Origin of the sequence: Dyella terrae (assembly GCF_004322705.1) — a bacterium.
GTDB classification, from domain to species: domain Bacteria; phylum Pseudomonadota; class Gammaproteobacteria; order Xanthomonadales; family Rhodanobacteraceae; genus Dyella_D; species Dyella_D terrae.
Genome location: NZ_SIZZ01000001.1, coordinates 1,430,514 through 1,454,410 on the forward strand (window position 1 = coordinate 1,430,514; position 23,897 = coordinate 1,454,410).

At 63.6% G+C, this 23,897-nt stretch carries 16 protein-coding genes; 9 read left to right on the plus strand and 7 right to left on the minus strand.

The window, feature by feature from the left end:
• Nucleotides 1–199: 199 nt before the first annotated feature.
• The 4 genes from EYV96_RS06420 (at nucleotide 200) to EYV96_RS06435 (ending at nucleotide 6,888) form a co-directional block, all read left to right on the plus strand.
• The gene (locus tag EYV96_RS06420; RefSeq protein WP_131150616.1) at nucleotides 200–1,807 is read left to right on the plus strand and encodes a carboxyl transferase domain-containing protein; all 1,608 of its coding nucleotides are present in this window, start codon (nucleotides 200–202) and stop codon (nucleotides 1,805–1,807) included.
• A 125-nt stretch (nucleotides 1,808–1,932) separates the two neighbouring features.
• Nucleotides 1,933–3,693 carry a J domain-containing protein gene (locus EYV96_RS18845; RefSeq protein ID WP_205746102.1) on the plus strand — a complete coding sequence of 587 codons (1,761 nt, stop codon included), beginning with the start codon at nucleotides 1,933–1,935 and terminating at the stop codon, nucleotides 3,691–3,693.
• 58 nt (nucleotides 3,694–3,751) lie between these two features.
• Nucleotides 3,752–5,446: a molecular chaperone HscC gene (locus EYV96_RS06430; RefSeq protein ID WP_131150617.1), complete on the plus strand. Its 1,695-nt coding sequence runs from the start codon at nucleotides 3,752–3,754 to the stop codon at nucleotides 5,444–5,446.
• Entirely contained in the window at nucleotides 5,443–6,888 is a 1,446-nt protein-coding gene (locus tag EYV96_RS06435) for a J domain-containing protein (protein ID WP_131150618.1), read from the plus strand. Before EYV96_RS06430 ends, EYV96_RS06435 begins: the two co-directional genes overlap by 4 nt.
• A gap of 15 nt (nucleotides 6,889–6,903) precedes the next feature.
• Here the strand turns inward: EYV96_RS06435 and EYV96_RS06440 are convergent, their stop codons facing one another.
• From EYV96_RS06440 to EYV96_RS06450, 3 genes are read right to left on the minus strand one after another with little or no spacing between them, the layout of a single operon-like run.
• Nucleotides 6,904–7,209 (minus strand): DUF6587 family protein, encoded by a 306-nt coding sequence (locus tag EYV96_RS06440; RefSeq protein ID WP_131150619.1) that lies wholly within the window; start codon nucleotides 7,207–7,209, stop codon nucleotides 6,904–6,906.
• A complete protein-coding gene (gene feoB, locus EYV96_RS06445) occupies nucleotides 7,206–9,056 on the minus strand; it encodes a ferrous iron transport protein B (RefSeq protein ID WP_131150620.1) in 1,851 nt (616 codons plus the stop codon). The genes EYV96_RS06440 and feoB overlap by 4 nt, the downstream gene beginning before the upstream one ends.
• Nucleotides 9,053–9,298, minus strand: a complete 246-nt coding sequence (locus tag EYV96_RS06450; RefSeq protein WP_131150621.1) for a FeoA family protein — start codon at nucleotides 9,296–9,298, stop codon at nucleotides 9,053–9,055. Before EYV96_RS06450 ends, feoB begins: the two co-directional genes overlap by 4 nt.
• A gap of 164 nt (nucleotides 9,299–9,462) precedes the next feature.
• On the opposite strand from EYV96_RS06450, the gene EYV96_RS06455 reads away from it, so the two are divergent.
• The 5 genes from EYV96_RS06455 (at nucleotide 9,463) to typA (ending at nucleotide 15,786) form a co-directional block, all read left to right on the plus strand.
• Complete coding sequence (locus EYV96_RS06455) at nucleotides 9,463–10,254, plus strand: enoyl-CoA hydratase-related protein (RefSeq protein ID WP_131150622.1); 792 nt, start codon at nucleotides 9,463–9,465, stop codon at nucleotides 10,252–10,254.
• A 22-nt stretch (nucleotides 10,255–10,276) separates the two neighbouring features.
• Complete coding sequence (locus EYV96_RS06460) at nucleotides 10,277–10,663, plus strand: VOC family protein (RefSeq protein ID WP_131150623.1); 387 nt, start codon at nucleotides 10,277–10,279, stop codon at nucleotides 10,661–10,663.
• Between the two features lie 81 nt (nucleotides 10,664–10,744).
• On the plus strand, nucleotides 10,745–12,739 hold the full coding sequence (locus EYV96_RS06465) for an acetyl/propionyl/methylcrotonyl-CoA carboxylase subunit alpha (protein ID WP_131150624.1): 1,995 nt from the start codon (nucleotides 10,745–10,747) through the stop codon (nucleotides 12,737–12,739).
• A gap of 69 nt (nucleotides 12,740–12,808) precedes the next feature.
• Nucleotides 12,809–13,705 (plus strand): hydroxymethylglutaryl-CoA lyase, encoded by an 897-nt coding sequence (locus tag EYV96_RS06470; RefSeq protein WP_131150625.1) that lies wholly within the window; start codon nucleotides 12,809–12,811, stop codon nucleotides 13,703–13,705.
• 251 nt (nucleotides 13,706–13,956) lie between these two features.
• The gene (gene typA / locus EYV96_RS06475) at nucleotides 13,957–15,786 is read left to right on the plus strand and encodes a translational GTPase TypA (RefSeq protein WP_131150626.1); all 1,830 of its coding nucleotides are present in this window, start codon (nucleotides 13,957–13,959) and stop codon (nucleotides 15,784–15,786) included.
• Between the two features lie 81 nt (nucleotides 15,787–15,867).
• Here the strand turns inward: typA and EYV96_RS06480 are convergent, their stop codons facing one another.
• The 4 genes from EYV96_RS06480 to EYV96_RS06495 all read right to left on the minus strand — a co-directional run bounded on the left by EYV96_RS06480 (nucleotide 15,868) and on the right by EYV96_RS06495 (nucleotide 23,876).
• Nucleotides 15,868–17,475 carry an alpha/beta fold hydrolase gene (locus tag EYV96_RS06480; RefSeq protein WP_165488610.1) on the minus strand — a complete coding sequence of 536 codons (1,608 nt, stop codon included), beginning with the start codon at nucleotides 17,473–17,475 and terminating at the stop codon, nucleotides 15,868–15,870.
• Nucleotides 17,476–17,997: 522 nt separating this feature from the next.
• On the minus strand, nucleotides 17,998–19,206 hold the full coding sequence (locus EYV96_RS06485; RefSeq protein ID WP_165488611.1) for a purple acid phosphatase family protein: 1,209 nt from the start codon (nucleotides 19,204–19,206) through the stop codon (nucleotides 17,998–18,000).
• A gap of 70 nt (nucleotides 19,207–19,276) precedes the next feature.
• Nucleotides 19,277–22,288 (minus strand): TonB-dependent receptor, encoded by a 3,012-nt coding sequence (locus tag EYV96_RS06490; RefSeq protein WP_131150629.1) that lies wholly within the window; start codon nucleotides 22,286–22,288, stop codon nucleotides 19,277–19,279.
• A gap of 103 nt (nucleotides 22,289–22,391) precedes the next feature.
• Nucleotides 22,392–23,876 carry a glycosyl hydrolase family 79 C-terminal domain-containing protein gene (locus tag EYV96_RS06495; protein ID WP_131150630.1) on the minus strand — a complete coding sequence of 495 codons (1,485 nt, stop codon included), beginning with the start codon at nucleotides 23,874–23,876 and terminating at the stop codon, nucleotides 22,392–22,394.
• Nucleotides 23,877–23,897: the final 21 nt, after the last annotated feature.

Consider the following 23,897-nt stretch of genomic DNA (forward strand, 5'->3'; position numbering starts at 1 on the left):
ACCGGCCGCCTCGCGCGGCCGGTTTTTTTATGGGCGCGTGTAAATCTTGCATGGTGTTGTTGCAACGCGGCGAACGACGCGCCGCATAATCGTCGGAAGCCTGCGTTACCGGATTTTCCGTGCATCGCTGCAGTGCATTTCGAATGCGCCGCGCCCGCCGCTATCATCGTGCATTCCCACACGATGGCAGCCAAGCACGATGAGCGTCCTCGCTTCGCAGATCGATCCCCGCGCCCCGGAGTTTCAGGCCAGCAGCACGCACCTGCGTGGATTGGTGGATGACCTGCGACGCGAACTGGCGCGCAGTGCGGAAGGAGGTGGCGAAAAGGCCCGCGAGAAGCACACGTCGCGCGGCAAACTGCTGCCGCGTGAGCGCATCCGCGCCCTGCTCGATCCGGGCTCGCCCTTCCTCGAGCTGTCGCCACTGGCGGCCCATGGCATGTACGACGATGCCGCGCCCGCCGCCGGCATCATCACGGGTATCGGCCGGGTCAATGGCCAGGAAGTCCTCGTGGTCGCCAATGACGCGACGGTCAAGGGTGGCACCTACTTCCCCATGACGGTGAAGAAACACCTCCGGGCGCAGGAAGTCGCGCTGGAGAACCGCTTGCCCTGCATCTACCTGGTGGATTCCGGCGGCGCCTTCCTGCCGCTCCAGGACGAAGTGTTTCCCGACAAGGAGCACTTTGGCCGCATCTTCTTCAACCAGGCGCGCATGTCGTCACTGGGCATCCCGCAGATCGCTGTCGTCATGGGTTCGTGCACGGCCGGCGGCGCGTACGTTCCGGCCATGAGCGACGAAACCATCATCGTTCGTGAGCAGGGAACCATCTTCCTGGGCGGTCCTCCGCTGGTGAAGGCGGCGACCGGCGAAATCGTGGACGCCGAAGCACTCGGCGGCGCGGACGTCCATACGTCGGTTTCCGGCGTCGCCGATCATTTTGCCGAGAACGATGCGCACGCCCTGTCGATCGCGCGCGACATCGTCGCCAGCCTCAATCGCAAGAAGGACATGCCGCTCGCCCTGCGCGCGCCGGTCGAACCCAAATTCAGCGCCGAGGAACTCTACGGCGTGATTCCGCTCGATACGCGCCGCCCCTTCGACATTCGCGAAGTCATCGCACGTATCGTCGACGGCTCGGAGTTCCACGAGTTCAAGGCGCGTTACGGCAAGACCCTGGTCTGCGGCTTTGCCCACATTCACGGCTACCCGGTCGGCATCGTCGCCAACAACGGCATTCTCTTCTCCGAAAGCGCGCTCAAGGGTGCGCATTTCATCGAGTTGTGCAACCAGCGCAACGTGCCGCTGGTGTTCCTGCAGAACATCACCGGCTTCATGGTCGGCAAGAAATACGAGAACGCCGGCATCGCGAAGGATGGCGCCAAGATGGTGACCGCCGTGGCGTGCTCACACGTCCCCAAGTTCACCGTCGTGATCGGCGGCAGTTTTGGTGCTGGCAACTACGCCATGTGCGGCCGCGCCTATGGCGCCCGCTTCCTGTGGATGTGGCCGAATTCGCGCATCAGCGTGATGGGCGGTGAACAGGCCTCGTCCGTGCTCGCGACCGTCCGCCGGGATGGCCTGGAAGCCGGCGGCAAGTCCTGGAGCGCCGAGGACGAGGAGGCCTTCAAGGCCCCCATCCGCGATCAGTACGAGCGCCAGGGCCACCCCTATTACGCCAGTGCCCGACTGTGGGACGATGGCATCATCGATCCTGCGGATACCCGTCGCGTCCTGGGCCTGGCCATCTCGGCCTCCCTTAATGCGCCGATCGAACCGCAACGCTTCGGTGTTTTCCGCATGTAAGGCAAGAAAGCGCTCTTCAACAGGGGGAAGAAGCTTGTACGCCAGCACTACTCGTGCGGCCATCCAGACCTGGATGGCTGCCGTTCGGTATGGAACCGAACTGTCCACGCGCAGGAAGCGTCGCGATGCACGACGCGTTTGAGCGACTGGGCCTCGCCGCCGACGCCAGCGAGCTGGACATCAAGCGCGCGTATGCTCGTTTACTGAAGGCATGTCGGCCCGACGAGGATCCGGTCGCCTTCCAGCAACTCCACGACGACTATCAGTCGGCGCTTTCCATCTGCCGCGCCCGCCAGCCGGATGGGCGGGCCGTCCGCATGCCGTCGCCGCCGACGACATCACCGGCAGGCCCCGACGCTCCTGCCTCATCGGGGCCCCTGGCCGCCAGTGCGCCGCTCGACTTCCCGACCTTCATGCGCGAGCTATCCGTGCAGGGCATCCTCGACGACCCGTTGCGCCTGCGCCGCTGGCTGGATGGACGACCGGAATTCTGGTCGCTGGACACGAAGCAAAGTACCGGCCGCTCCCTGCTGCTGGCGATGACCGAAGAGCCGTTACCCCTGTCGAACGCCAATTTCGATACCCTGATGGCTTTCTTTGGGCTCGACGAGCTGGTGCGCGGCATCGATCCCGCACTGGTGGTGCTGCTTCGTCGTCGCTGCCAGACATCCTATGCGCCGGTCGGTCTGTTTCTGGCCCAGCAAGTGTCGCGCACGCCCACCGACACCCTCAGCCCGCACTACGTGGCAAGGACGTTCCTCAGCACCTGGGCTGACATGCTTCGCGCAGGCAACGCCAGTCAGCTCGGTGCGTGGCTCACCCTCACCACGTTGCTTTGGGATGCGCTCGACACCACGCAGGCCAGTCGCGATGTCCTGGAGATCGTGCGCACCCAGCGACCAGCCATGACATCAGCGAGCTACGACGTCATGGCTGCGTTTTTTGACTGGCCACGCGACGCACTCGCGACGCATGACATGACGCACGCGCAGGCAAAAAGCGATCGCCACCTCGCGTGGCTGATGTCGGACGGCCAAAGAAACGAACTGGCTCGCACGGTAAGGCCGCCCAAGGACCGCTACGTCGATGTCCAGCTCGCACAAAAAGCTTGTCAGTTGCTCAAGCGGCCATTCTCCTGGACATACACGCTCTGGCTTTGCCTCTCACTGCATATCCCGGGACATCTGCATGTGTTTCTGTCGCGCCTGAGAGAGGCCTGCGGCATCGGCCCCTCGGAAGCCTCGGTGCTCGACCGGTATTTCGACGCGCGCGCTGTGCGGTTCTGGTCGGACGCGGGTGACACCCGCCGCATGAGTGCCGCGCGTGGGCTGATGTATCTGGCGCGAACCCAGTTCGTGCTCTTGCTTGAAGCCATCGCCTTGCTGTCACTGGGCCCGTTCTTCGGCGTTCCGTTGCATGCGATTTCACGGTGGGCACCTGTGATGCTTGCGACGCTGGCATGCGGCATCGCCTGGTACACCTTCGATGCGCTGCTCTTCTGGCAGCGACGCCCGCCGCCGGCCCATCCGGCCGGCCGCGTGGCGCATGCGGCGCTCATCCCTTTCCTCGCAGGCATCACGGCCGCTGCTGGCCTGGCATGGCCCGCCTGGTATGCACCGACAGAGGGCGCCGCCATCGTGGTGCTCCTTTTTGCCGCGCTCCGCTATGTCTCAGGCGATGCAGAACGGCGCGTCGGGGCCATCGTGCTGATCGCCATGCCGTTCCTCGCGGAGTACCTCCTGCGCTCGAGGCACTTTCTGAATGACGTCGACCTTCCCCTGCTGAAGTGGACGCTCGAGCCCTTCTGCCTGGCCGCCGTGGCGATCGTGTTCTGGTTGCAGTGCCCTCGCCCACCGTCGGCATCACCGGACGCACCAGCGGCGTGATCGCACCGCTCAGCACGCGCCTTATCTTCAACCATACGTCGAAACAGGAACTACCCGCATGATCGTCGGAATCGACCTGGGCACCACCCATTCGCTCATAGGCCGCTTCGACGCGGAAGGTCCTCGCCTGTTCCCCAATGCCCTGGGCGAGTTCCTGACGCCGTCCGTCATCAGCGTGGATGACGAAGACCACATCATTGTCGGGCAGGCGGCCCGTGACCGCATGGTCTCTCATCCGGCCAGCAGCGTTGCGTCCTTCAAGCGCTGGATGGGTTCCGCGCGCGATACCCGCCTGGGGACCCGCAACTTCCGGCCCGAGGAGCTTTCCGCACTGGTCCTGCGCTCGCTCATCGCCGACGCGGAAGCCGCAACGGGCGAGAAAGTCACCGAAGCCGTGATCAGCGTGCCCGCCTATTTTTCGGATGCCCAGCGTAAAGCGACGCGCGCCGCGGGCGAGCTGGCCGGCATCAAGGTGGAGCGCCTCATCAACGAACCGACCGCGGCCGCCCTGGCGTACGGATTGCAGGCGCAGCGCGATGGTGCCCGCTTCCTGATTTTCGACCTGGGCGGCGGCACCTTTGACGTGTCGATCCTGGAGCTCTTCGATGGCGTCGTCGAAGTCCACGCCAGCGCGGGCGATAACTTCCTTGGTGGCGAGGATTTCCTGGATGTGCTGGAGGAGGCGTTCTGCGCCGACAACCAGATCCAGGCCAACAAGCTCGCCCCGGGCGAACGTGGCCAGCTGCGTCGTCGCCTTGAGCGTGCCAAGCGCGAACTCACCCATGCCGCCCAGGCATCCGTCGATGTCAGCCTGGGCGAACGTCAGATCGTCTGGTCCATCGATGAAGAGACGTACACGCGACGGTGCGACGGCCTGGTACAACGCCTGCGCGCGCCGCTGGAGCGTGCAATGCGCGACGCGCAGCTGCAACCCAGCCAACTGGACGAGATCGTCCTCGTCGGTGGCGCCAGCCGCATGCCACTGGTCGCCCGCGTCGTTTCGCGCATGTTTGGTCGACTGCCCCTGCGGCATGTCAATCCCGATCAGGCCATTGCCATGGGTGCCTGCGTCGCCGCCGGGCTCAAGGCGCGCGATGCACGCCTCGAAGAAGTCATCCTCACGGATGTCTGTCCTTACACGCTTGGCGTGGAGATTTCGCGCCGTGATGAGCGCGGACAGATTCAGAACGGCTTTTTCTCGCCCATCATCCATCGCAATTGCACGGTCCCCGTCAGTCGCGAAGAAGTTTATTCCCCCATGCACGACGACCAGCCTCAGGTCAGGCTGCGGATCTACCAGGGCGAGAACCCAATGGTCGAGCGCAATATTCTCCTGGGAGAGATCCTCGTGCCACTGGAGCGCGGGATTCCCAAGGACGAGAACGGCGTTCGCCTTCGCTTCACGTATGACATCAACGGCGTGCTTCAGGCCGAGGCGCTGGTCCTGCGCACCAACCAGCGTTTCGAACTCATTCTTGAACAGAATCCAGGCTTGCTGAGCCAGGAAGAGATACGTCGTCGCCTGGCAGAGCTTGAACACATCAAGATCCATCCGCGCGAGAAGCAGGAGAACATCGCCGTGCTGGCGCGCGCGGAACGCATGTACGAAGAGCATCTGCACCACCGCGACCTGGTGCAGGGCTGGATCGCCCAGTTCCGGATGACCCTCGACTCCCAGGACGAACTGGTGATTCGTGAGCATCGCAAGCAGTTCATGGGTGCGCTCGACCAGCTCGAAAGCCAGAACGGATGAGTATCTACAAGATCCTTGGCATCGAACCGGACGCCGATGAGCGTGCGATCAAGCGCGCCTATGCCCAGCGCATGCGCAGCTGTCGACCTGACGAAGATCCTGAAGGATTCCAGCGACTCAACCAGGCGTACAAGCAAGCGTTGAAGGCATCGGCCAGGCAGCCGTCCGGGGCAGCGGGGGCGACATCACCGCCACCGACGCAACTATCGGTCGACCTCGCGACGAGCGAACACGCGTCGAACCCACCGTCACATTTGTCCGAGCGGCCCCGGCACAAGCCCCGCTCGTCGACGCGAACACCCAAGTCGACGCTGCTTTCTCCGGCAAAGTTGCTGCCACTCGTGCTCGACGTGGCCGCTGAGGGAAATGCCGACGGCCTGCTCGCCTGGCTGAAGCAACGCGAGGAACTTTGGTCGATCGAGGCCAAGGCGCAAGTCGGCAAGCTACTGATGAAACAGTTCAACAAATCTCCGCCCATGCCATCGAGCTGCTTCGAAACCTTGCTGGCATTCTTCGACCTGGATCTCATACGAGGTTTCGACAACCCGTATGTCATTGACGATCAGCGCACCCGAGGCATCATGGCGTGGGAGCTCCTGCCGGCGCAGTCAAGGGAGCTTGCGCGACATACGCGTATTTTTGGCAAGCGACAGCCCGAGCCCAAACTTGCGCAGCGCATCGTTCAACGACTCTCCGGGAGCTTTCGTTTCTGGCCGATGCTCTGGTTGTTGGTTCCCCGCGGCCGCCCCGACCACATCACCAACTTCTTGCGAACTTTCTCGCGCGGACGCCTGAGCCTGCTGCTGAACTTCTTCGATGAGAAGTCCCTGAAGTTTCTGTTCGACGCCGACGATCACTCGCGCATGGCGCAGCCACGATTCATCCTCGGTACGGCTCGCGTGCTCCTGGCGCTACTGTTCGTCGTCGTGGTGTCCGGGGGCTTCGTGCTGGTTGTCAACCAACTGAACACCGAGAACCCGTTGGAGTGGTCGGGTTACGGAGGGTGGGTGCTGCTGTGTGTCATGGCGGCAAGCCTCTGGCTCCCCTACGCCGGCGCGATGGCACTCCAGCATTGGCAGGCCGCGCCACAAAAAGCCAGGGATTCGCCCGCACGTTGGGCGTTCATCCCCCTGCTGTGCTGCCTGAGCTATCTCACGCTCCTTCTGCTCGGGGACAATCCGGTTCCCGTGGCCTCGGTGGCCATCGCCGCGCTTTGGCTGGCTTTCCACCGTCTCCACCGTCGCCATCCGGCCGGCAAGCCCGTGTCGGGCATTCGCCCCTACGTTTATGTGTTCATCCTGGAGCTGCCCGTATCGCAATTCAGCGCCATCGGCTGGGGCGAGTGGTGGGCGCTTACGGCCGTCAACCTGGTGACGATGGGGTATTGGACGACGGACTTGATCAAGACGCTTCGCCAGAAGCGACGCGCACGGACTCGATGATGCCGGGCCGAACGCTCAGCCCTTGTTGCGCGGACGAAATTCCAGCGGCTGCACATCCGGCCGCGCGTTGGCGGGAGGCTTCGGCCCGCAACTACCGCATGTTCCACAGCCATCGCCGCAGTTCCCCGTGGCGCTGGCTGGCTGCAACCATCGGCCCATGGCCTGCACCCACGGCTTTCGCCAGGGCTTGTTGAGCGACGCGGAAGCCGATGCCATCCAACGGGTGCTGGTACCCGGCAGCAGGCGGCGGAAGGCGAAGATCGCGCTGCCCAGGACGAGCGCGCCGATGATGATCGCCTGCACCACCGCGAAGGTCGTCACGACAGCGCCCTCGCCACCTGGTACGTGATGAGCGAAGCCAGGTAGGCCAGCGCAAACAGGTAACCGGCCGCGATGCCGACGTTGCGCCAGGAGTTGGTTTCGCGGCGGATCACAGCGAGCGTCGACATGCACTGCGGCGCGAAGACATACCAGGCCAGCAGCGACAGCGCGGTCGCCAGCGACCATTGGTTGGCGATGACCGGACCCAGCTGCGTCGCGAGCGTGTCATCCGAGCCGGACATCGCATACACGGTACCCAGCGCCGACACCGCCACTTCACGAGCGGCCAGGCCCGGGATCAGCGCAATGCAGATCTGCCAGTTGAAACCGATCGGCGCAAACACGTATTCCAGCGCGCGACCGATACGGCCGGCGAGGCTGTAATCGATGGCCGGCTGAGTTGCGCCGTCCGGTGGAGCCGGAAAGCTCGAAAGGAACCACAGCAGCACCGTCAGCGCGAGAATGATGCCGCCGACGCGCTTCAGGAAGATCTTGGCGCGCTCCCAAAGGCCGAGCGCCACGTCGCGCACGTTGGGCATGCGGTACGACGGCAGCTCCATCAGCAGCGCATGCTCGCTCTTGTCCTTGCGGAAGCGCTTGATGACGAAGGCGACGATCAGCGCGCTGACAACGCCCGCCACGTAGAGCGTGAACAGCACGATGCCCTGCAGATTGAAGATGCCCCACACCGTCTGCTGCGGAATGAACGCGGCGATCAGCAACGTGTACACCGGCAGGCGTGCCGAACAGGTCATCAGCGGTGCCACCAGGATGGTGGTCAGGCGGTCGCGCGGATCGGTGATGCTGCGCGTCGCCATGATGCCGGGGATCGCGCAGGCGAAACTCGACAACAGCGGAATGAACGCACGGCCCGTGAGACCCGCCTTGAACATCATCCGATCGAGCAGAAACGCCGCGCGTGGCAGATAACCCGATTCCTCGAGAATCAGGATGAACAGGAACAGGATCAGGATCTGCGGCAGGAACACCAGCACGGCGCCGAGGCCGGCGAAGATGCCGTCGGTCAGCAGACTGTGCAGCGCACTGCCCTCGGGCACCGCCGCCGCGACCCAGCCACCCAGGTCGGTGATGCCGCCTTCGATGAGATCCATGATCGGCTGCGCCCAGGAAAACACCGCCTGGAAGATCATGAACATCAGCACCGCCAGGATGCCCAAGCCCAGCACCGGATGCAGCACCCAGCGATCGATGGCGTCGTCGATGGCCGACGTATCGCGTGGCATGGTGACCGTGGCGGCAAGGATCTCGCGCACCTGCGCATGAAGACTCGCGCGGCTGACCGCATCGTCCGGCTGCGCCGGCGCCGCCTCGGGAATCTCGCCATCGACGCGTTCAATCAGCGCCTTCGCGCCGCCACGCTTCACCGCGATGGTTTCGACCACCGGCATGCCAAGTCGACGCTGCAACTCAGGCACGTCGATCACGATGCCGCGACGACGGGCCGCATCCATCATGTTCAGTGCGAGTACCACCGGGCGACCGAGCCGTTTCACTTCGAGCACGAAGCGAAGATGCAGACGCAGATTGGTGGCATCGGCCACGCAGACGATCAGGTCCGGTGCGGCTTCACCCGGATAATTGCCTTCCAGCACGTCGCGCGTGATCTGCTCGTCCGGGCTGGTGGTATCGAAGCTGTAGGTGCCCGGAAGATCGAGCAGCTGCAGCAGGCGGCCGGACGGTGCGGTGAAGCGACCTTCCTTGCGTTCCACCGTGACACCCGCGTAGTTCGCCACTTTCTGGCGGCCGCCGGTGAGCTGGTTGAACAGCGCTGTCTTGCCACAGTTGGGATTGCCGACGAGGGCGATGCGAAGCGTTCCCGTGCTCATGCGGCCTGCTCCTGGCGCACGGTGATGCGCGCCGCTTCGGCCCTGCGCAAGGCGAAACGCGTGGAGCCGATCTGGATCAGGATCGGATCAGCGCCCAGCGGCCCATGCGCAACCACACGCACGGGCTCGCCTTCCACGAAACCCAGGTCGCGCAGTCGCTGCGCAATCGGGTCGGAAGCGTGAGCATCGTCCACTCGGTCCACCACGGCAGCAGTACCCTTCGGCAAGTCGGACAGTCGCACGGCAACCACTCAAATAAGAATGGTTCGCATTGTACATTAAGCCTTTATGGCGCGCAGCCCGGCGGCTTGCCGCACCTGGAACGGGCGCGGCCCCGCCCTGCGGCACACCCCCCGGATGGCCGCAGAGCATGTTTATGATGACGGACTTTTCCCGGAGACCATGCATGAGCAGCATCCAGATCGCCGATCGAGGCAGCGTCCGCACCCTTACCCTGGACCGGGCGGCACTGCACAACGCGTTCGACGACAGCCTGATCGCCGAGCTCACCGAAGCACTGGAGTCGTCCGGCAAGGACGCGGATGTGCGCGCCGTGGTGCTGACCGGCGATGGCGCAAGTTTTTCCGCCGGCGCCGACCTCAACTGGATGCGCGGCATGGCCAAAGCGAGTGAGGCCGACAACCTCGCCGATTCGCTGCGGCTCGCGCGGCTGATGCGTACGCTCCAGTACCTTCCCAAACCGACGATTGCCCGCGTCAACGGCTCGGCCTTTGGCGGCGGCGTGGGGCTCATTGCCTGCTGCGATATCGCCGTGGGCGTCGACTCGGCCAAATTCGGCCTCACCGAAGTCAAGCTGGGCCTGGTGCCCGCCGTGATCTCGCCCTACGTCATCGCCGCGATCGGCCTGCGCCAGGCGCGCCGCCTGTTCCTGACGGGCGAACTGTTCGATGCGGCGACGGCCCTGCGTATCGGCCTGCTCCATCAGACCGTTGCCGCCGATGATCTGGACCAGGCAGTCGAGGGTGCGCTGGCGCTGCTCGCCAAGGCGGGCCCGAAGGCACAGGCCGCCGCCAAGCAACTGGCACTTGAGGTGGCGGGTACGGACCTGCAGCGCGCCGAAACGATCGACCGCGACAATGCAGCACTGATCGCCAGGCTGCGCGTGTCGATGGAGGGCCAGGAAGGTCTGGGTGCCTTTCTCGACAAACGCGCGCCGGCATGGATCGACGCGAACTGAACCACTTTGCTGGAGACTTCCCATGCTCGACCACATCGGTATAGGCGTCACCGACTACGAACGCAGCAAATCCTTCTACACGCGTGCACTCGCGCCTTTGGGCGCAGGTCTGGTGATGGAAGTCTCCGCCGAGGAAACCGGCAATCAGGCACATGCCGGCTTCGGCCACGAGGGCAAGCCTTCGTTCTGGATCAGCGGCGCGGACGCTGGCGTGGGTCGCGCTCATTGCGCGTTCGTCGCGCCCGACCGTGCCGCCGTCGATGCCTTCTACGCCGCGGCCCTGGCGGCCGGCGGCCGGGACAACGGCCCGCCCGGCATTCGCGCGCACTATCACCCGAACTACTACGGCGCCTTCGTGACCGACCCGGACGGACACAACATCGAGGCGGTTTGCCACATGCCAGCCTGATCGCTTGCTGCGCTGCGCATCGGCTAACAAGGCGCATTCTGCTAGCTTTAACGGCTCCGTCCCGTCTTCCGGAACTGCCCCATGTTCGAGCGCGTCCTGATCGCAAACCGCGGTGAAATCGCCTGCCGCGTGATACGCACATGCCGCCGACTGGGCATCCACACCATCGCGGTGTATTCGGAAGCCGACGCAAATGCACAGCACGTGCGCCTGGCCGACGAAGCATGGCCGATCGGTGGCCCGCGTCCGGCCGATTCCTATCTTCGCGGCGACACGATCCTTGACGTCGCGCGTCGCAGCGGTGCTCAGGCCATCCATCCGGGCTATGGATTCCTTTCGGAAAACACAGCGTTTGCGCGCGCCTGCACCGATGCCGGCATGGCCTTCATTGGACCACGACCGGAAAGCATCGATGCCATGGGCTCCAAGGCAGCAGCGAAAGCGCTCATGGAGCAGCACGCGGTGCCGCTGGTGCCCGGCTACCACGGCGAGAACCAGGACGCTGCGTATCTTCAGCAGGAGGCCCAGCGCACCGGCTTTCCGCTCATGATCAAAGCCGCGGCCGGCGGCGGCGGCAAGGGCATGCGCATCGTACGCAGCGATGCGGAATTCGCCGACGCCCTGGCATCCGCTCAGCGAGAAGCGGCCAACGCCTTTGGTGACACGCGCGTCATTCTCGAACGCTATGTCGAGCACCCGCGCCATATCGAATTCCAGGTGTTCGGCGACACGCACGGCAACATCATCCATCTCAATGAGCGCGAGTGTTCCGCGCAGCGTCGCTACCAGAAGGTGCTGGAAGAAACGCCCTCGCCCTTCCTTACGCCCGAACGTCGCCAGGCCATGGGTGAGGCCGCCGTCGCCGCCGCGCGCGCCGTGGACTACGTCGGCGCCGGCACCGTGGAATTCATCGTCGGGCAGGACGGCGAGTTCTTCTTCATGGAGATGAACACGCGCCTGCAGGTGGAGCACCCGGTCACCGAGGAAACCCTGGGACTGGATCTTGTGGAATGGCAGCTACGCGTTGCCGCCGGCGACGCCTTGCCACTGGTGCAGGAGCAGGTACGGGCGCACGGTCACGCCATCGAAGTGCGTTTGTATGCCGAAGATCCTGAGCAGAATTTCCTGCCGGGTTCGGGCAAGCTCATGCGACTGCAATTGCCCGCCCAAACGGAACACGTTCGACTCGACGGCGGCGTCATTGAAGGCGATACCGTCACCATTTTCTACGACCCGATGATCGCCAAGCTGATCGTGCACGATCGCGATCGCCCGCAGGCGCTGCAGCGTTTGCGCGACGCGCTGGCGCAGTGCGAAATCACGGGACCGAAGTCCAACATCGCCTTCCTCGAGCGCCTGGCGCGTCACCCGGTGGTGGTCGAAGGGCGCATCGATACCGGTTACCTCGATCGCCACCTCGATGAATTTCTGGCGGGCGACACGGCCCCCTCGAACACGAACCTGTTTGCCGCCACCACGGCTGCACTGCTTGTCGACGAAGCGCGAAGTCATCTCGCCGCACCGGCCAGCGACCCCTGGTCGCCGTGGTCCAGTGCCGACGCATGGCGCGTCGGGCACGCGGGCAAGCGCATCGTCGCGCTTACCCTGCGCGACCAGCGCTTCGAGGTCGAAGCCCACGGACATGACGGCAACTACGACCTCGCCCATGGCGATGCACGCGCACAGGTGCGCGGCGCTCGCATCGACGAACAGGCGCTGAGCGCGCGTTTCGATGGCGAATCGCTGCGCCTGCCGTTGCGTGCGGATGCGCAGCGTATCCTGCTGCACGGTGCTGACGGCATGCGGCATGTCTTCGCGCGCGCCGCCGCCTTCGCCTGGGAGTCAAGCAAGGCGGGCGGTGGCAACCAGATCATCGCCCCCATGCCGGGCCGCATCGTCCTGGTCAAGGCGAAGGCCGGCGACGTGGTCGAGGAAGGCCAGGAGCTGCTGGTCATGGAAGCGATGAAGATGGAGCTGGCGCTCAAGGCACCCCGCGCCGGCACGATCGACGGCGTCTCGGCCGTCCAGGGCGAGTTCGTGGAAGCCGACTCGGTACTGGTGCGTTTCGCCTCCTGACCCCATCTGTGCATCGAGGGCGACGGAAATCGCCGGAACCTCCACACCCATCGCGCCAGGCTTGCTCACATGACCGCCTCCAACCACGTCCGCATCGTCGAAGTCGGCGCCCGCGACGGCCTGCAGAACGAGAAGACCCTGCTGCCGGCCGATGTGAAGATCGCGCTGATCGATCGCCTTTCCTCCACCGGTTTGCAGACCATCGAAGCCACCAGCTTCGTCAGCCCCAAATGGGTGCCGCAGCTGGCCGATGCCGCCGAAGTCTTCCAAGGCATCCGCAAGGTCCCGGGGGTGAGCTATCCGGTGCTGGTGCCCAACGAACAAGGCTACGACCGTGCCCGTGCCGTCGGTGCCACGGAAGTGGCGGTGTTCACCGCAGCGTCCGAGGCGTTCAACCGCAAGAACATCAATGCGTCGATCGACGAATCGATCGAGCGCTTCCGGCCGGTCCTTGAGCGAGCCGCTGCGGACGGCGTGAAAGTGCGGGGCTATGTCTCAACGGTGCTTGGCTGCCCTTACCAGGGCGAGGTCCCGGTCAGCGACGTCGTCCGTGTCGCAAAGCGCCTGCATGAGCTCGGCTGCTACGAGATTTCCCTGGGAGACACGATCGGCGTCGGCACGCCGGCAAAGGCCAGGGCCATGCTTGGCGCGGTGGCGCGGGAGGTCCCGATGACCGCTCTCGCCGTCCACTTCCACGACACCTACGGCCAGGCCCTCGCGAACATCCTGGCGTGCCTGGAGGAAGGCGTCCGCGTTCTCGACAGTGCCGTGTCGGGCACCGGGGGCTGCCCCTACGCCAAAGGTGCCACCGGCAACGTGGCCAGCGAAGACGTGGTCTACATGCTGCACGGCATGGGCATGCCCACGGGGATCGACCTGGACCTGCTGGTGGCGACGGGCGCGTGGCTCGCCGCACAGCTCCACAAGGAAACGGCGTCGCGGGTAACCCGGGCCCGGACGGCCTGATGCGCCGCGGTGCTCCCGCCCTTTAGCCTGAATGGCCATTCAGGCCCCCGGCCGCGGCCGGGCGGAGTCCTGACGTACCCGGCGTCGCAATTCCCCTGCGATTTCCGCACAACTGTCATCCCCGCCCTCTAATCTCCGCACCCGCGCTGCACGCGCAAGGGCGCCAACGGCGCCTCACCTATGTATAATCGACCGATTCGCCTTTCAAAAACCCACGTGACGGTCCTCAGCGGCCCGCCCGAGCCAAGCCCATGTCCATCGAAAATCTGCGCAATATCGCCATCGTCGCCCACGTCGACCACGGTAAGACCACGCTCGTCGACCAGCTGCTGAAGCAGTCGGGCACCCTCAATGAGCGCACGGTGCTGGCCGAGCGCGTGATGGACAGCAACGACCAGGAAAAGGAACGCGGCATCACCATCCTGGCCAAGAACACGGCCATCACCTGGCAGGGCAACCGCATCAACATCGTCGACACCCCCGGACACGCCGACTTCGGCGGTGAAGTGGAGCGCGTGCTGTCGATGGTCGATACGGTGCTGATTCTCGTCGACGCGATGGACGGCCCGATGCCGCAGACGCGCTTCGTGACCCAGAAGGCCTTCGCCATGGGCTTCAAGCCGATCGTCGTGGTGAACAAGATCGATCGCCCGGGCGCCCGTCCGGAGTGGGTCGTCGAGCAGGTGTGGGATCTCTTCGATCGTCTCGGCGCCACGCCGGAACAGATGGATTTCCCGATCGTCTATGCCTCGGCGCTCAATGGCTATGCCTCGCTGGACCAGGACGCCCGCGACGGCGACATGACCGCGCTGTACGAAGCCATCATGCAGCACGCGCCCAAGCCGGACGTCGACCCGGAAGGCCCGTTCCAGATGCGCATCAGCCAGCTCGACTACAACAACTTCGTGGGCGTCATCGGTATCGGCCGCATCCAGCGCGGCACGCTCAAGAAGAACATGCCGGTGGCCGTCATCGACCGCCACGGCAAGAAGCGCCAGGGCAAGGTGCTGCAGGTGCTGGGCTTTATGGGCCTGGAGCGCATCGAGCAGGACACCGCCGAGGCGGGTGACATCGTCGCCATCTCGGGTATCCAGGAGCTCACCATTTCCGACACGGTCACCACCCTGGACGCGCCCGAGGCGCTGCCGGCGCTGACCGTGGACGAGCCGACCATCAGCATGACCTTCCAGGTGAACAACTCGCCGTTCGCCGGTAACAAGGATCTGTCCGGCGGCAAGTTCCTCACCAGCCGCCAGATCAAGGATCGCCTTGAGCGCGAGCAGGTGCACAACGTGGCACTGCGCGTCGAGCAGGGTTCGGACGCCGACAAGTTCCTCGTGTCGGGCCGTGGCGAACTGCACCTGTCGGTGCTGATCGAAAACATGCGTCGCGAAGGCTACGAACTGGCCGTGTCGCGTCCGGAAGTGATCATCAAGGAAGTTGACGGCCAGAAGATGGAGCCGATCGAGCAGCTGGTGGTCGACGTCGAAGAGATCCACCAGGGTCCGGTGATGGAGCGCCTGGGCATCCGCAAGGGCCAGCTCAAGAACATGGAGCCGGACGGCAAGGGTCGCGTGCGCCTTGAGTACATGATCCCGGCGCGTGGCCTCATCGGCTTCCAGAACCAGTTCAAGACCCTCACCCAGGGTTCGGGCCTGCTGTTCCACGTGTTCGACCATTACGGTCCGAAGGAAGAAGGCCAGATCGCCAAGCGCCTGAACGGCGTGATGATCGCCAACGCCGCCGGCACCACCCCGGCCTACTCGCTTGGACCGCTGCAGGAACGCGGCAAGCTGTTCGCCGCCGAAGGTGACTCGGTGTATGAAGGCCAGCTGGTCGGCATCCACGCCAAGGACAACGACCTCACCGTCAACGCCATCAAGCCCAAGCCGCTGACCAACATGCGCGCCTCGGGCAAGGACGATGCGATCCAGCTGACGCCGGCGATCAAGTTCTCGCTGGAGCAGGCGCTGGACTTCATCGATGACGACGAGCTGGTTGAAATCACGCCGAAGGAAATCCGTCTGCGCAAGAAGCACCTGACGGAAAACGACCGCAAGAAGGCCTCGCGTTCGGCTTGATGGTCGATACCTGTCGCAAGCAAAAGGCCGCCTTCTGGCGGCCTTTTGCATTTCCACGACCCGCAACCCCGGTGACCCGATTCAGGCCAGGGCAGAACGGCGCAGCGCATTGGAGAATCGACGACGCGCGCTTTCGTACTCGGCCCTCCTTGCTGCATCGACCAGGCCCCGCGCTCGCGGGGGGACGACGTTAGCAGCCACATCACGGCGAGAACGCGCACCCGAAGGCGCATCCGGATGGCAGATCGTCATGCCACCGCCTGGATTGGCCTGACGTCCATGCAGCAAGAAACTGGCCGCGTAGTTGTCGACACAGAGCGAGCCCTCGCCCAGCACGCCATGCATCGGACCGCCTTCCAGGACGACGAGATCCATCCCGGGAATTCTCTCGTTCATGGCGACAACATTTGAAAATGGCGTACTCGGGTCATATTCCCCCTGAAGGTACATGACGTTGGATCGATTACTCAGGGCACTTACAAAGTCAGGCGGGTTATCGGTCCGCCCCGACCAAAAGTTGCAAGGGGAAAACAACGTGTTTGCGGACGCAGTCGGATAGTGGGTCACCTGATGATCCAACTGCTGCCGCCAGTACCCAAGATCGTGAATGGAAGGCGTCGTGCCGCAGCGCACGGCGACGTACACACTTTGCGCGGCCTCCATGCGCACGACATCATCAACGAGCGGATCAAAATACGCCTCGACCATCGCGTGCCCAAGATGCCGGAGATTTTCCTGCAGTTCGGGATGATGGGGGACGTGGCGGTTCACCATGCGCTTGAGGTCAGGCTCGTCGATGGACGGAAACTGCTTAATGGTCCGATCGATAAAACGCCCGATCATCAGAGCTTCCGGCCCTTCGAAAAGAAGCGGTCGAACCACACTTCTGACCGCAGGCGCCAGACGGGTAAAGACGCCGGCAACGTCCTGAATCGTCGAACCCAGATGGTATTTCTGCTCATCGGATGCAGCCAGATGACAAATCATCGTCTCAAACTGCAACTGGCGCTCGGGTGCCATAGCCAGGATGTTGGCGTCGAAATCCGCCAGCAAGTTCATGTTCGAGTCCAACAGAACCCTTCCTACGGAATGCGGATAGGTCGCCACGTAGGAAGCAAACAGGCGCGTGCCGTAGGAAATACCCACCGCGTTGAGGGGATGGTAACCAAGCGCCCGGCGCGCCACTTCCAGATCACCCACCATCTGGGCTGTCGTGACGTAGGGCGTCAACGGCTGGCTTTCGCAAGCCTCGGCGATGCGCTGCGTCGCTCGTTCCGCACGCCTGAGGTTATCGGCACTCTGATCATCCATGACATCGTTATGCGCCTCCACGACGACATCTGATCGGCACTTCAAACCCACGTCGCCCGTCAGCCCAAGTCCGGGCAATCCGCGTGGATGAACGCTGACGAGATCGTATGCACTGGGGAGCGACTGAGCGAGGCTCCAAAAATTCTTCTCCCACATGTCACGCAGTTGGGCCATGCCCTCCAAAGGCATCCCTCCGGGCCCGCCAGGATTGAAAAAAAGCGGCGGCCGGGGCGCCTGACCGCTGCCCAGGGCCCGGATTCGCACTAACGGCAACGTCAATGTCCTCGTATCTTCGCGATTGCCGTGATCGAGGGGAACGGTCAGGAGGCTGCATTGGACCAAATGCTTCAATCTTGGCGTGTCATCGAAATAGGCCATGACCGGATCGGTGCAGTTGACCCACGCCACTCGCGGACTCGGCGATTCGCCGGGGCCCATCGGTAGCACGTCGGCGGATCTCGTTTTCCGGGCGCGCGCTTCTGACGCAGGGTCCACTCCCCTGCCCCTGGAAATGGCATTCGATGTGGATTCGCTATCCGGCATGAGCCAACTCCGGATAGCGCCAAATGCCTCAGCTGCGAACGTTCCGTGCGGTGCAACGGACTTTCGACTGTCAAAGTGGACGGCACGCAACGCGCGTTGGACCTCTGCATCAGCCTCATCCACCAACGCCCGCCGATTGAGCCAGAATGGGCCGGTGTCGCCCTCATTGCGGGCCGTGGCGATGGGCACGCGCGCCGATGTCGACAACGGCATGGCGTGTGGGTATGAAGTGGCTACAGGGGCGATGGATGGCATGGGAAAAGAGATCGTGATGGAGACGATGAATTGTCTGTCACGTATCCCTTTCGCCGCCTTAGCGCCTCATGAGCGCGGCCCATCCTTACCGCGCGCACTGGTTCACTTGGCCTTTCGCGCCACGGTAAACGCATCCAAGATTTTCCCGGTGCGATCGATCACCCTGACTTTCAGTTCCGTGGCGGTAGCGTCAACCTGCGCCACCTGATCCTGCCCCAACGCCAGAATCGGAAAATCGTTGCCCTGCTTGCCAGGCGGAATGCGTTCGAGGCGATGCAGATGTCCGGCGATATACAGATCGACTTTTGCCGCATTGGCAGCACGCGTCCATTCCGCGTTTTGGCCGTCCGACCAACCCCATTCCGGATCATGCCCAAGCACCACCGTAAATGGCGCTGACTTCGTACGCGGCTCGGCAGCAAGCACGTGGGCAAACCACGCCAGTTCATCCTTTCGGTATTCGCGCAGATTGTTCAGGCCGGCGTAGACGTTGGTGGCATCGGGCTTGTCCTCGCCCGTATCCACGACAACCAGATGCACCGGGCCCTGGTCCCGGGTATAGAAGTACCGGCCCGACTGCTCATGCAGGTAGTCACCGAGCGATCGCGCGAACTCGCCGCGATATTCATGATTGCCGCGCGCATAGATCAGCGGTATCGAACCCTGCAGCCCATCCGCCACGGGGCCGAGGAATTTGTCCTTTACCTGGTTTTCGTTGACGGCGTAATGCACGCCATCGCCCGTGTGCACGACGAAGTCGACCTTGGCCTGACGCGCCATGTCCATTAAGGCACGCACTCTGCCGACGTCCTCGTGCGTGTCGGTCATCGTCACGAAGCGGGTGCTGGGGCGCGTGGCATCAAAGGTCGTGAACTGCGACACCGGGCTTTCAACCGTGCGCCCGCGATCGGGCCAGTACGGCCGCAGGTTCACCACGCGGCGCGATGCCACCTTGTACTGATACGTGTGCCCGGGCTTGAGTCCGCGAAGGATCACCCGGTGCACATTACCGACGGGCACGAGTCCGTCCGTTTGCGGCAGCGCCTCCTCCGTCAACCCTGCCTCGCCGTACAGCACTTTGGCGTCGCTCGGCGAATCGGTCATCCACTCGACGATGACCGAGTCTTCCGATACATCGAGAAGCAACGGCCCCATCGTGATCGCGGGCGTGCTGTCGAACGTCTTGTACGGTGCGTTGGCGTCATCATCGTCAACCACGACCGCCTTGCGCGGCTTGTCGCCGGCCGCATCAGCAATCGAAACGCAGGCCACGCCCATCATGAAAGCGGCCAGCCAGTGGCGATACGTCATCGTGTTCCCCTCTCCTGTTGCGAACATCGAGCCCGCTGCCGGCACCGGGCCGGCAGCGGGTGGCGTCGACTCAGTAATCGTACGTCACTGAGAATCGCACGTAGCGCGGCGACTGCATGACGCGTGGCGTGCCATACAGCGGATTGGCGGTGCCATCCGGACGGGCGTACAGGCTCGGCGTCATGTTGACCACCACCTGGTTGTTGAACGCATTGAAGACGTCCAGGTGCAGGCCGAGGTGCTGCCTGGCGAACGAGGGCGTGTACTTCACCCCCAGATCCACCTGACGCTGCCACGGCAGCCGACCAATGCTGCCCGGCGTCACCGGCACGCCATTGCAGAAGTGGTAGGACGAGCCGTAACCGGCCGGATCCGGGTTATCGCCCGGGAACAGGCCAAGGCAGGTCTTCGGTGCGCCGGAAATCAGCGAAATGTTGCCCGACACCAGCCATTCCGGCGTGATCTGGTAGTAGCCCCACATCTTCAGCTGATGGCGATGATCGTTACCCTGATCGCCATTGCTGTAGACCATGATCGGCGCGTTGTCCCAGTCGGCCGATTCGCTCGGGCCGTCGGACTGCACATTGGTTTGCGTCCAGCCTTCGGTGTTGCCGTAGCTGCGCGAGAACACGTAGTCGATCTTGCCGTACCACGTGCCATTGAACGGATGCTCCATGAAAAGCTCCAGTTCGTAGTACTTGCGCTTGGCATCCGGGAAGCCCAGCTCCTCGCGGCTAAGCTTGACGTCATGGTGCTGCCCCGCGTCGTCAACCACCACGAAGGTGTTCGCACGACCGGCGTTGATCAGGTAGCAGCTGTTGAGCGAACTGACGTTGTAGCCCAGGGCCTGTGCCTTGGCGGTGATCAGGTCGACGTCGCAGAAATCGTCGATGGCGCTGCGCAACAGGCGACGGGTTGCCTTCGCACCGTAGAGCCAGTCGCTGTTGAGCATCTTGGTGAAGCCCAGGATGTACTCGTCCTGGTACATCGACTTGATGTCCTTGGCCGTCACCGTCTTGGGATCGGGCAACACGCCGAAGTTGTTGTTGGCCGACACCGGCGGCGACATCTGCGTCAGGCCGGTCGGCGTGCCATCGGCATTGATGCCGCTATAGGTGAAGTACTGCGTGGTGCTCGTCTGCGAACCGGCCGCACTCAGCGCCGGTTCCAGCGGCGATGCGAGGTAATAGCGACCCACGTTGCCGAATACCTTAAAGCTCGAATCGCCGTTGACGTCCCAGGCAAAACCCAGGCGCGGTGCCCACTGTGCCGTCTGCTTGATGTACGGCTGTGCATCGGCGTTGTAGTTGGTGAACTGGTCGTTGCGGATACCCAGCTGCAACAGAAGCTTGTCGTTGACCTGCCAGTTGTCCTCGATGTACTGCGCGTGCTCGACCGTTTTGACGTTCGCGAGCTGGCTGTTGACGTTGCGCGTGACGTAGTAGCCCGTGGCGCCGTTGGCGTAGTCGGCCGTCGGACCGACGCCAAGGCCCGGGTCGACAGGACTGGTCGGGTGATCCGAGTGATAGTACGTCCAGCTGTAACCCGGGCCCGAGGTCACTTTGCCCTGCTTCAGCGCTTCGGCCACGAGGTTGTCGATGCCGGCCGTCAGCGTGTGATCACCCAGCTTGTACTCGAGCGCCAGGCGCAGATTGGTGGTGGTATTGCCGCGACCCGGATCGTAAAGCGATGAAGTGTTCTGGCTATTGAAGCGCGGCTGCGAACCGACGATGGCCGGATTCTGCGCGGTCACGCCCGTCACATACGTGAGGTTCGGATCGTAGCCCACCGGCTGCTGGAACGCCTGCGTCTGCATTTTGCCGTACTGCGCCGTCACCGTCAGGTTGTCGGTGAGGTAACCGGTGTACTTGCCGGTCCACAGATCACCACCGTTCTTGGTGCTGTCGGCACTGCCCGTCTGCACGCCGGTAGTGTTGTTCTGGTAGTTGTAGCGGTACAGATCAGCCTGGTACGAGCGCTTGTTCGATGCGCCGGTCAGCTCGATGATGTTGCTGTCGTTGATGTTCCAGTCCACCTTGGCGTACCACTTGGGCATGTCGTAGGTGTACTTCTGCAGCGGCGAAGTGCTGGTCACGGCACCCATTGAACTGCCCTGCTGCCTCTGCATCTCCGCCGACGCGAAGAAGAACAGCTTGTCCTTGATGATCGGGCCGCCGATATACGCGTCGTAAGTGGTGATCCAGTAATCGTTCTTGCTGCGCAGTGAATACAGCGTGCCGGTGGGCAGCGGCGGATTAGGCTGACCGTTCTGGTAGTAAAAGTTCTTCGCCGACGAACGCAACGCCGCCGGCTCCCAGCTCGCCATGCCTCCGAAGTGCCACTCATTGGTGCCGCGCTTGCCCACCATGTTGATGACACCGCCGTCAGAGCGGCCGTACTGCGCGCTGTAACCGCCGGTATAGGCTTCCTGCTGCTCGATCGAGCCGTACGGCAAGGTCAGGCCACCTTCGGACTTCAGCGGGTCCGTCGTATTGAATCCGTTGATGTAGTACGCATTCTCGTTTGCACCCGAACCGCCGAAGCTCACCAGCGAACCGCCCGTCGGGCTGGTGAAGCCGCCGCCATTGTTCACGGCACCCGGTGCCAGTCGCGCGATCGCTTCGGCCGAAAAGCCCAGCGGCAGTCGCTCCAGTTGCTCAGAAGTAATCACTGTACGCGAGTCGACGCTCGTCACGTCGATGGCCGGCAAGGCATTGGCCGTCACCTGCACGCCCGAAAGGTTCTGCGCATTCGCCGGGGCACCGCCAAACGAGACATCCGTGGCGACGCCCACGCGCAGGGCGACGTTGTCGCGCGTCTGCACGACCTGACCGTGGTTCTTCAGCGTGACGGTGTAGTTGCCGATGGGCAGCTGACTCGCCACGTAGCGACCGCGACCGTCGACGGCGACTTCGCGCTGAAGGCCGCTGTCGCTTTGCAGCGTCACGGTATCGCCCATGCCCGCCGGCACCTGGCCGACGATGCTTGCGGTGGTGGACTGTGCGTGCAGGCCGCCGCTGGCGAGACCCAGCGCGATCAGCAGGCTCAGCCGGCTTTGACGCAACAACTCATGCTTGCTCATGTTCAAAACACTCCCCAGGTTGTGAATGTGACGCTGGACCATTGCTGCATTTCTCCCGAATCACCGGCGCACGCCGGCGGGCCTGGCATCGCTGCCCGACCTCTCAGATGTGTTGTTCGAATCGCACCAAAGCGGCGCTGCTACGCGGCACGTGTACCCGTGCCTGACCTGACGCATCGACAGCGATATCGCCCTCACGACCTGTCGTTGCGTCGAAAACCACTCCCGTCCTGCTGTCCAGCGACGGCGCGTGAAGACGCCTCGTCTGGCCACGGCCATAGCCGGCCATGCCGCTCACCGTGATGGCGACATCGGTTGCCATGTCCTTGTTCACGAGCGCCACCAGACGCTGATCGCCGCGGTCGGCGACGTATGCGGTGACGTTCGCTCCGGCGGTCTCAAGTCGCGCATCCATCAGACGCGCACCCGCGAACTGCTGGGCAAACACCAGGCCGTGGAACAGCGGGCGCGGCTGGAAGCCCAGCGCAACGTCACCTGCGATCGCCGAGTAGCGGGAGCTCACGGCATCACGGCGCGCTACGATGTCATCAGCCGAAAGATCCGACTTCGCGTCACGTCCCAACGATGCCTCGACCGAGGCCAGCGTCCCACCGTGAAAGTGGATGCCCACCACGCCGCACTGCGCCATGGCCAGCATGAAATCCGCGCCCCACAGGGCCGACGCGAACACGTTGCTGACACCGTCGCGCCCACCGAAGTAGTAGGAATTGGCCTCTGTCAGCCGCAATGGCAAGCCCTGCGCTTCCGCCAGGGACGCCAATACCTCCATGTGTTCGATCATGCCGGGGTCGCTGCCCAGTACATCGCCGATCGAACCGCGTGGCGCCGCATCGCGGTAGTAATGGCGACTGGCAAATGCCTGCCCTTTGCCGTGGCGCTGAATGTATTGGGCGACCCAATCCGTATTGGCCCCCGTGTCGGGACCGGCTAACGGCAGACCGGCAATCTGCAGCGCGCGTGCGTTCGGCGACCACGCGGCGTCGAAGGCGTCGTAGTCTTTCTCGTAGTTATTGGCTTCGTTGCCGATCTGAATGGCAAGCAGGCGATCGCCCACCGCATCGCGCACGGCCCGTCCCAGCGCCACGGCCATGTCGGGCACGCCAATCTTCAGGTTCACGCCAAAGACCAGCGACCAGCCGGTTTCCCGCAGAAACCCCGCCAGCTCCCGCAGGGATTCCGGATGCAGTACGACCGGCTGCTGCGGCCCACCCTTGCGCGTCTTCTGCTCAGGCAGTGTGCCGCGGTATTCGCTCCACACGGTGTAATCACTGGTGTTGCCGCCGATCCTCAGGATGCCCTTGGGATTGAGCTGCCGGAACAGTGCGATCAACGAACGGTTGCGTGGCGAAAAGAACGTCGGGTCCGCCAACTGCCCGGTTTCATAACTGAGGCTGGCGAGCGACTCGCTCACCACCTTGCCGCGATTCCCCGGGAGAATCGCGAGCGTGGATTCAGCAACAGGTACCGCGCTGCTTGCCGTCTGAGCGCGCGCGCCAAACACGCTTGCCAGGGGCAGCAAGGCTGCGGCCTTTAGCAGTCCACGTCGCGTTCCATTGAATCTAGTCATGCCCTTCCTCCCCGGTGCTGC

What these genes read in the sequence shown, in the direction of transcription:
- EYV96_RS06485 (WP_165488611.1), bottom strand. Translation starts at nt 19,206, where the DNA reads ATGACGTATCGCCACTGGCTGGCCGCTTTCATGATGGGCGTGGCCTGC.
- EYV96_RS06490 (WP_131150629.1), bottom strand. Translation starts at nt 22,288, where the DNA reads ATGAGCAAGCATGAGTTGTTGCGTCAAAGCCGGCTGAGCCTGCTGATC.
- EYV96_RS06435 (WP_131150618.1), top strand. Translation starts at nt 5,443, where the DNA reads ATGAGTATCTACAAGATCCTTGGCATCGAACCGGACGCCGATGAGCGT.
- typA (WP_131150626.1), top strand. Translation starts at nt 13,957, where the DNA reads ATGTCCATCGAAAATCTGCGCAATATCGCCATCGTCGCCCACGTCGAC.
- EYV96_RS18845 (WP_205746102.1), top strand. Translation starts at nt 1,933, where the DNA reads ATGCACGACGCGTTTGAGCGACTGGGCCTCGCCGCCGACGCCAGCGAG.
- EYV96_RS06470 (WP_131150625.1), top strand. Translation starts at nt 12,809, where the DNA reads ATGACCGCCTCCAACCACGTCCGCATCGTCGAAGTCGGCGCCCGCGAC.
- EYV96_RS06465 (WP_131150624.1), top strand. Translation starts at nt 10,745, where the DNA reads ATGTTCGAGCGCGTCCTGATCGCAAACCGCGGTGAAATCGCCTGCCGC.
- EYV96_RS06430 (WP_131150617.1), top strand. Translation starts at nt 3,752, where the DNA reads ATGATCGTCGGAATCGACCTGGGCACCACCCATTCGCTCATAGGCCGC.
- EYV96_RS06455 (WP_131150622.1), top strand. Translation starts at nt 9,463, where the DNA reads ATGAGCAGCATCCAGATCGCCGATCGAGGCAGCGTCCGCACCCTTACC.
- EYV96_RS06480 (WP_165488610.1), bottom strand. Translation starts at nt 17,475, where the DNA reads ATGGCCTATTTCGATGACACGCCAAGATTGAAGCATTTGGTCCAATGC.
- EYV96_RS06495 (WP_131150630.1), bottom strand. Translation starts at nt 23,876, where the DNA reads ATGACTAGATTCAATGGAACGCGACGTGGACTGCTAAAGGCCGCAGCC.
- EYV96_RS06420 (WP_131150616.1), top strand. Translation starts at nt 200, where the DNA reads ATGAGCGTCCTCGCTTCGCAGATCGATCCCCGCGCCCCGGAGTTTCAG.
- EYV96_RS06460 (WP_131150623.1), top strand. Translation starts at nt 10,277, where the DNA reads ATGCTCGACCACATCGGTATAGGCGTCACCGACTACGAACGCAGCAAA.
- feoB (WP_131150620.1), bottom strand. Translation starts at nt 9,056, where the DNA reads ATGAGCACGGGAACGCTTCGCATCGCCCTCGTCGGCAATCCCAACTGT.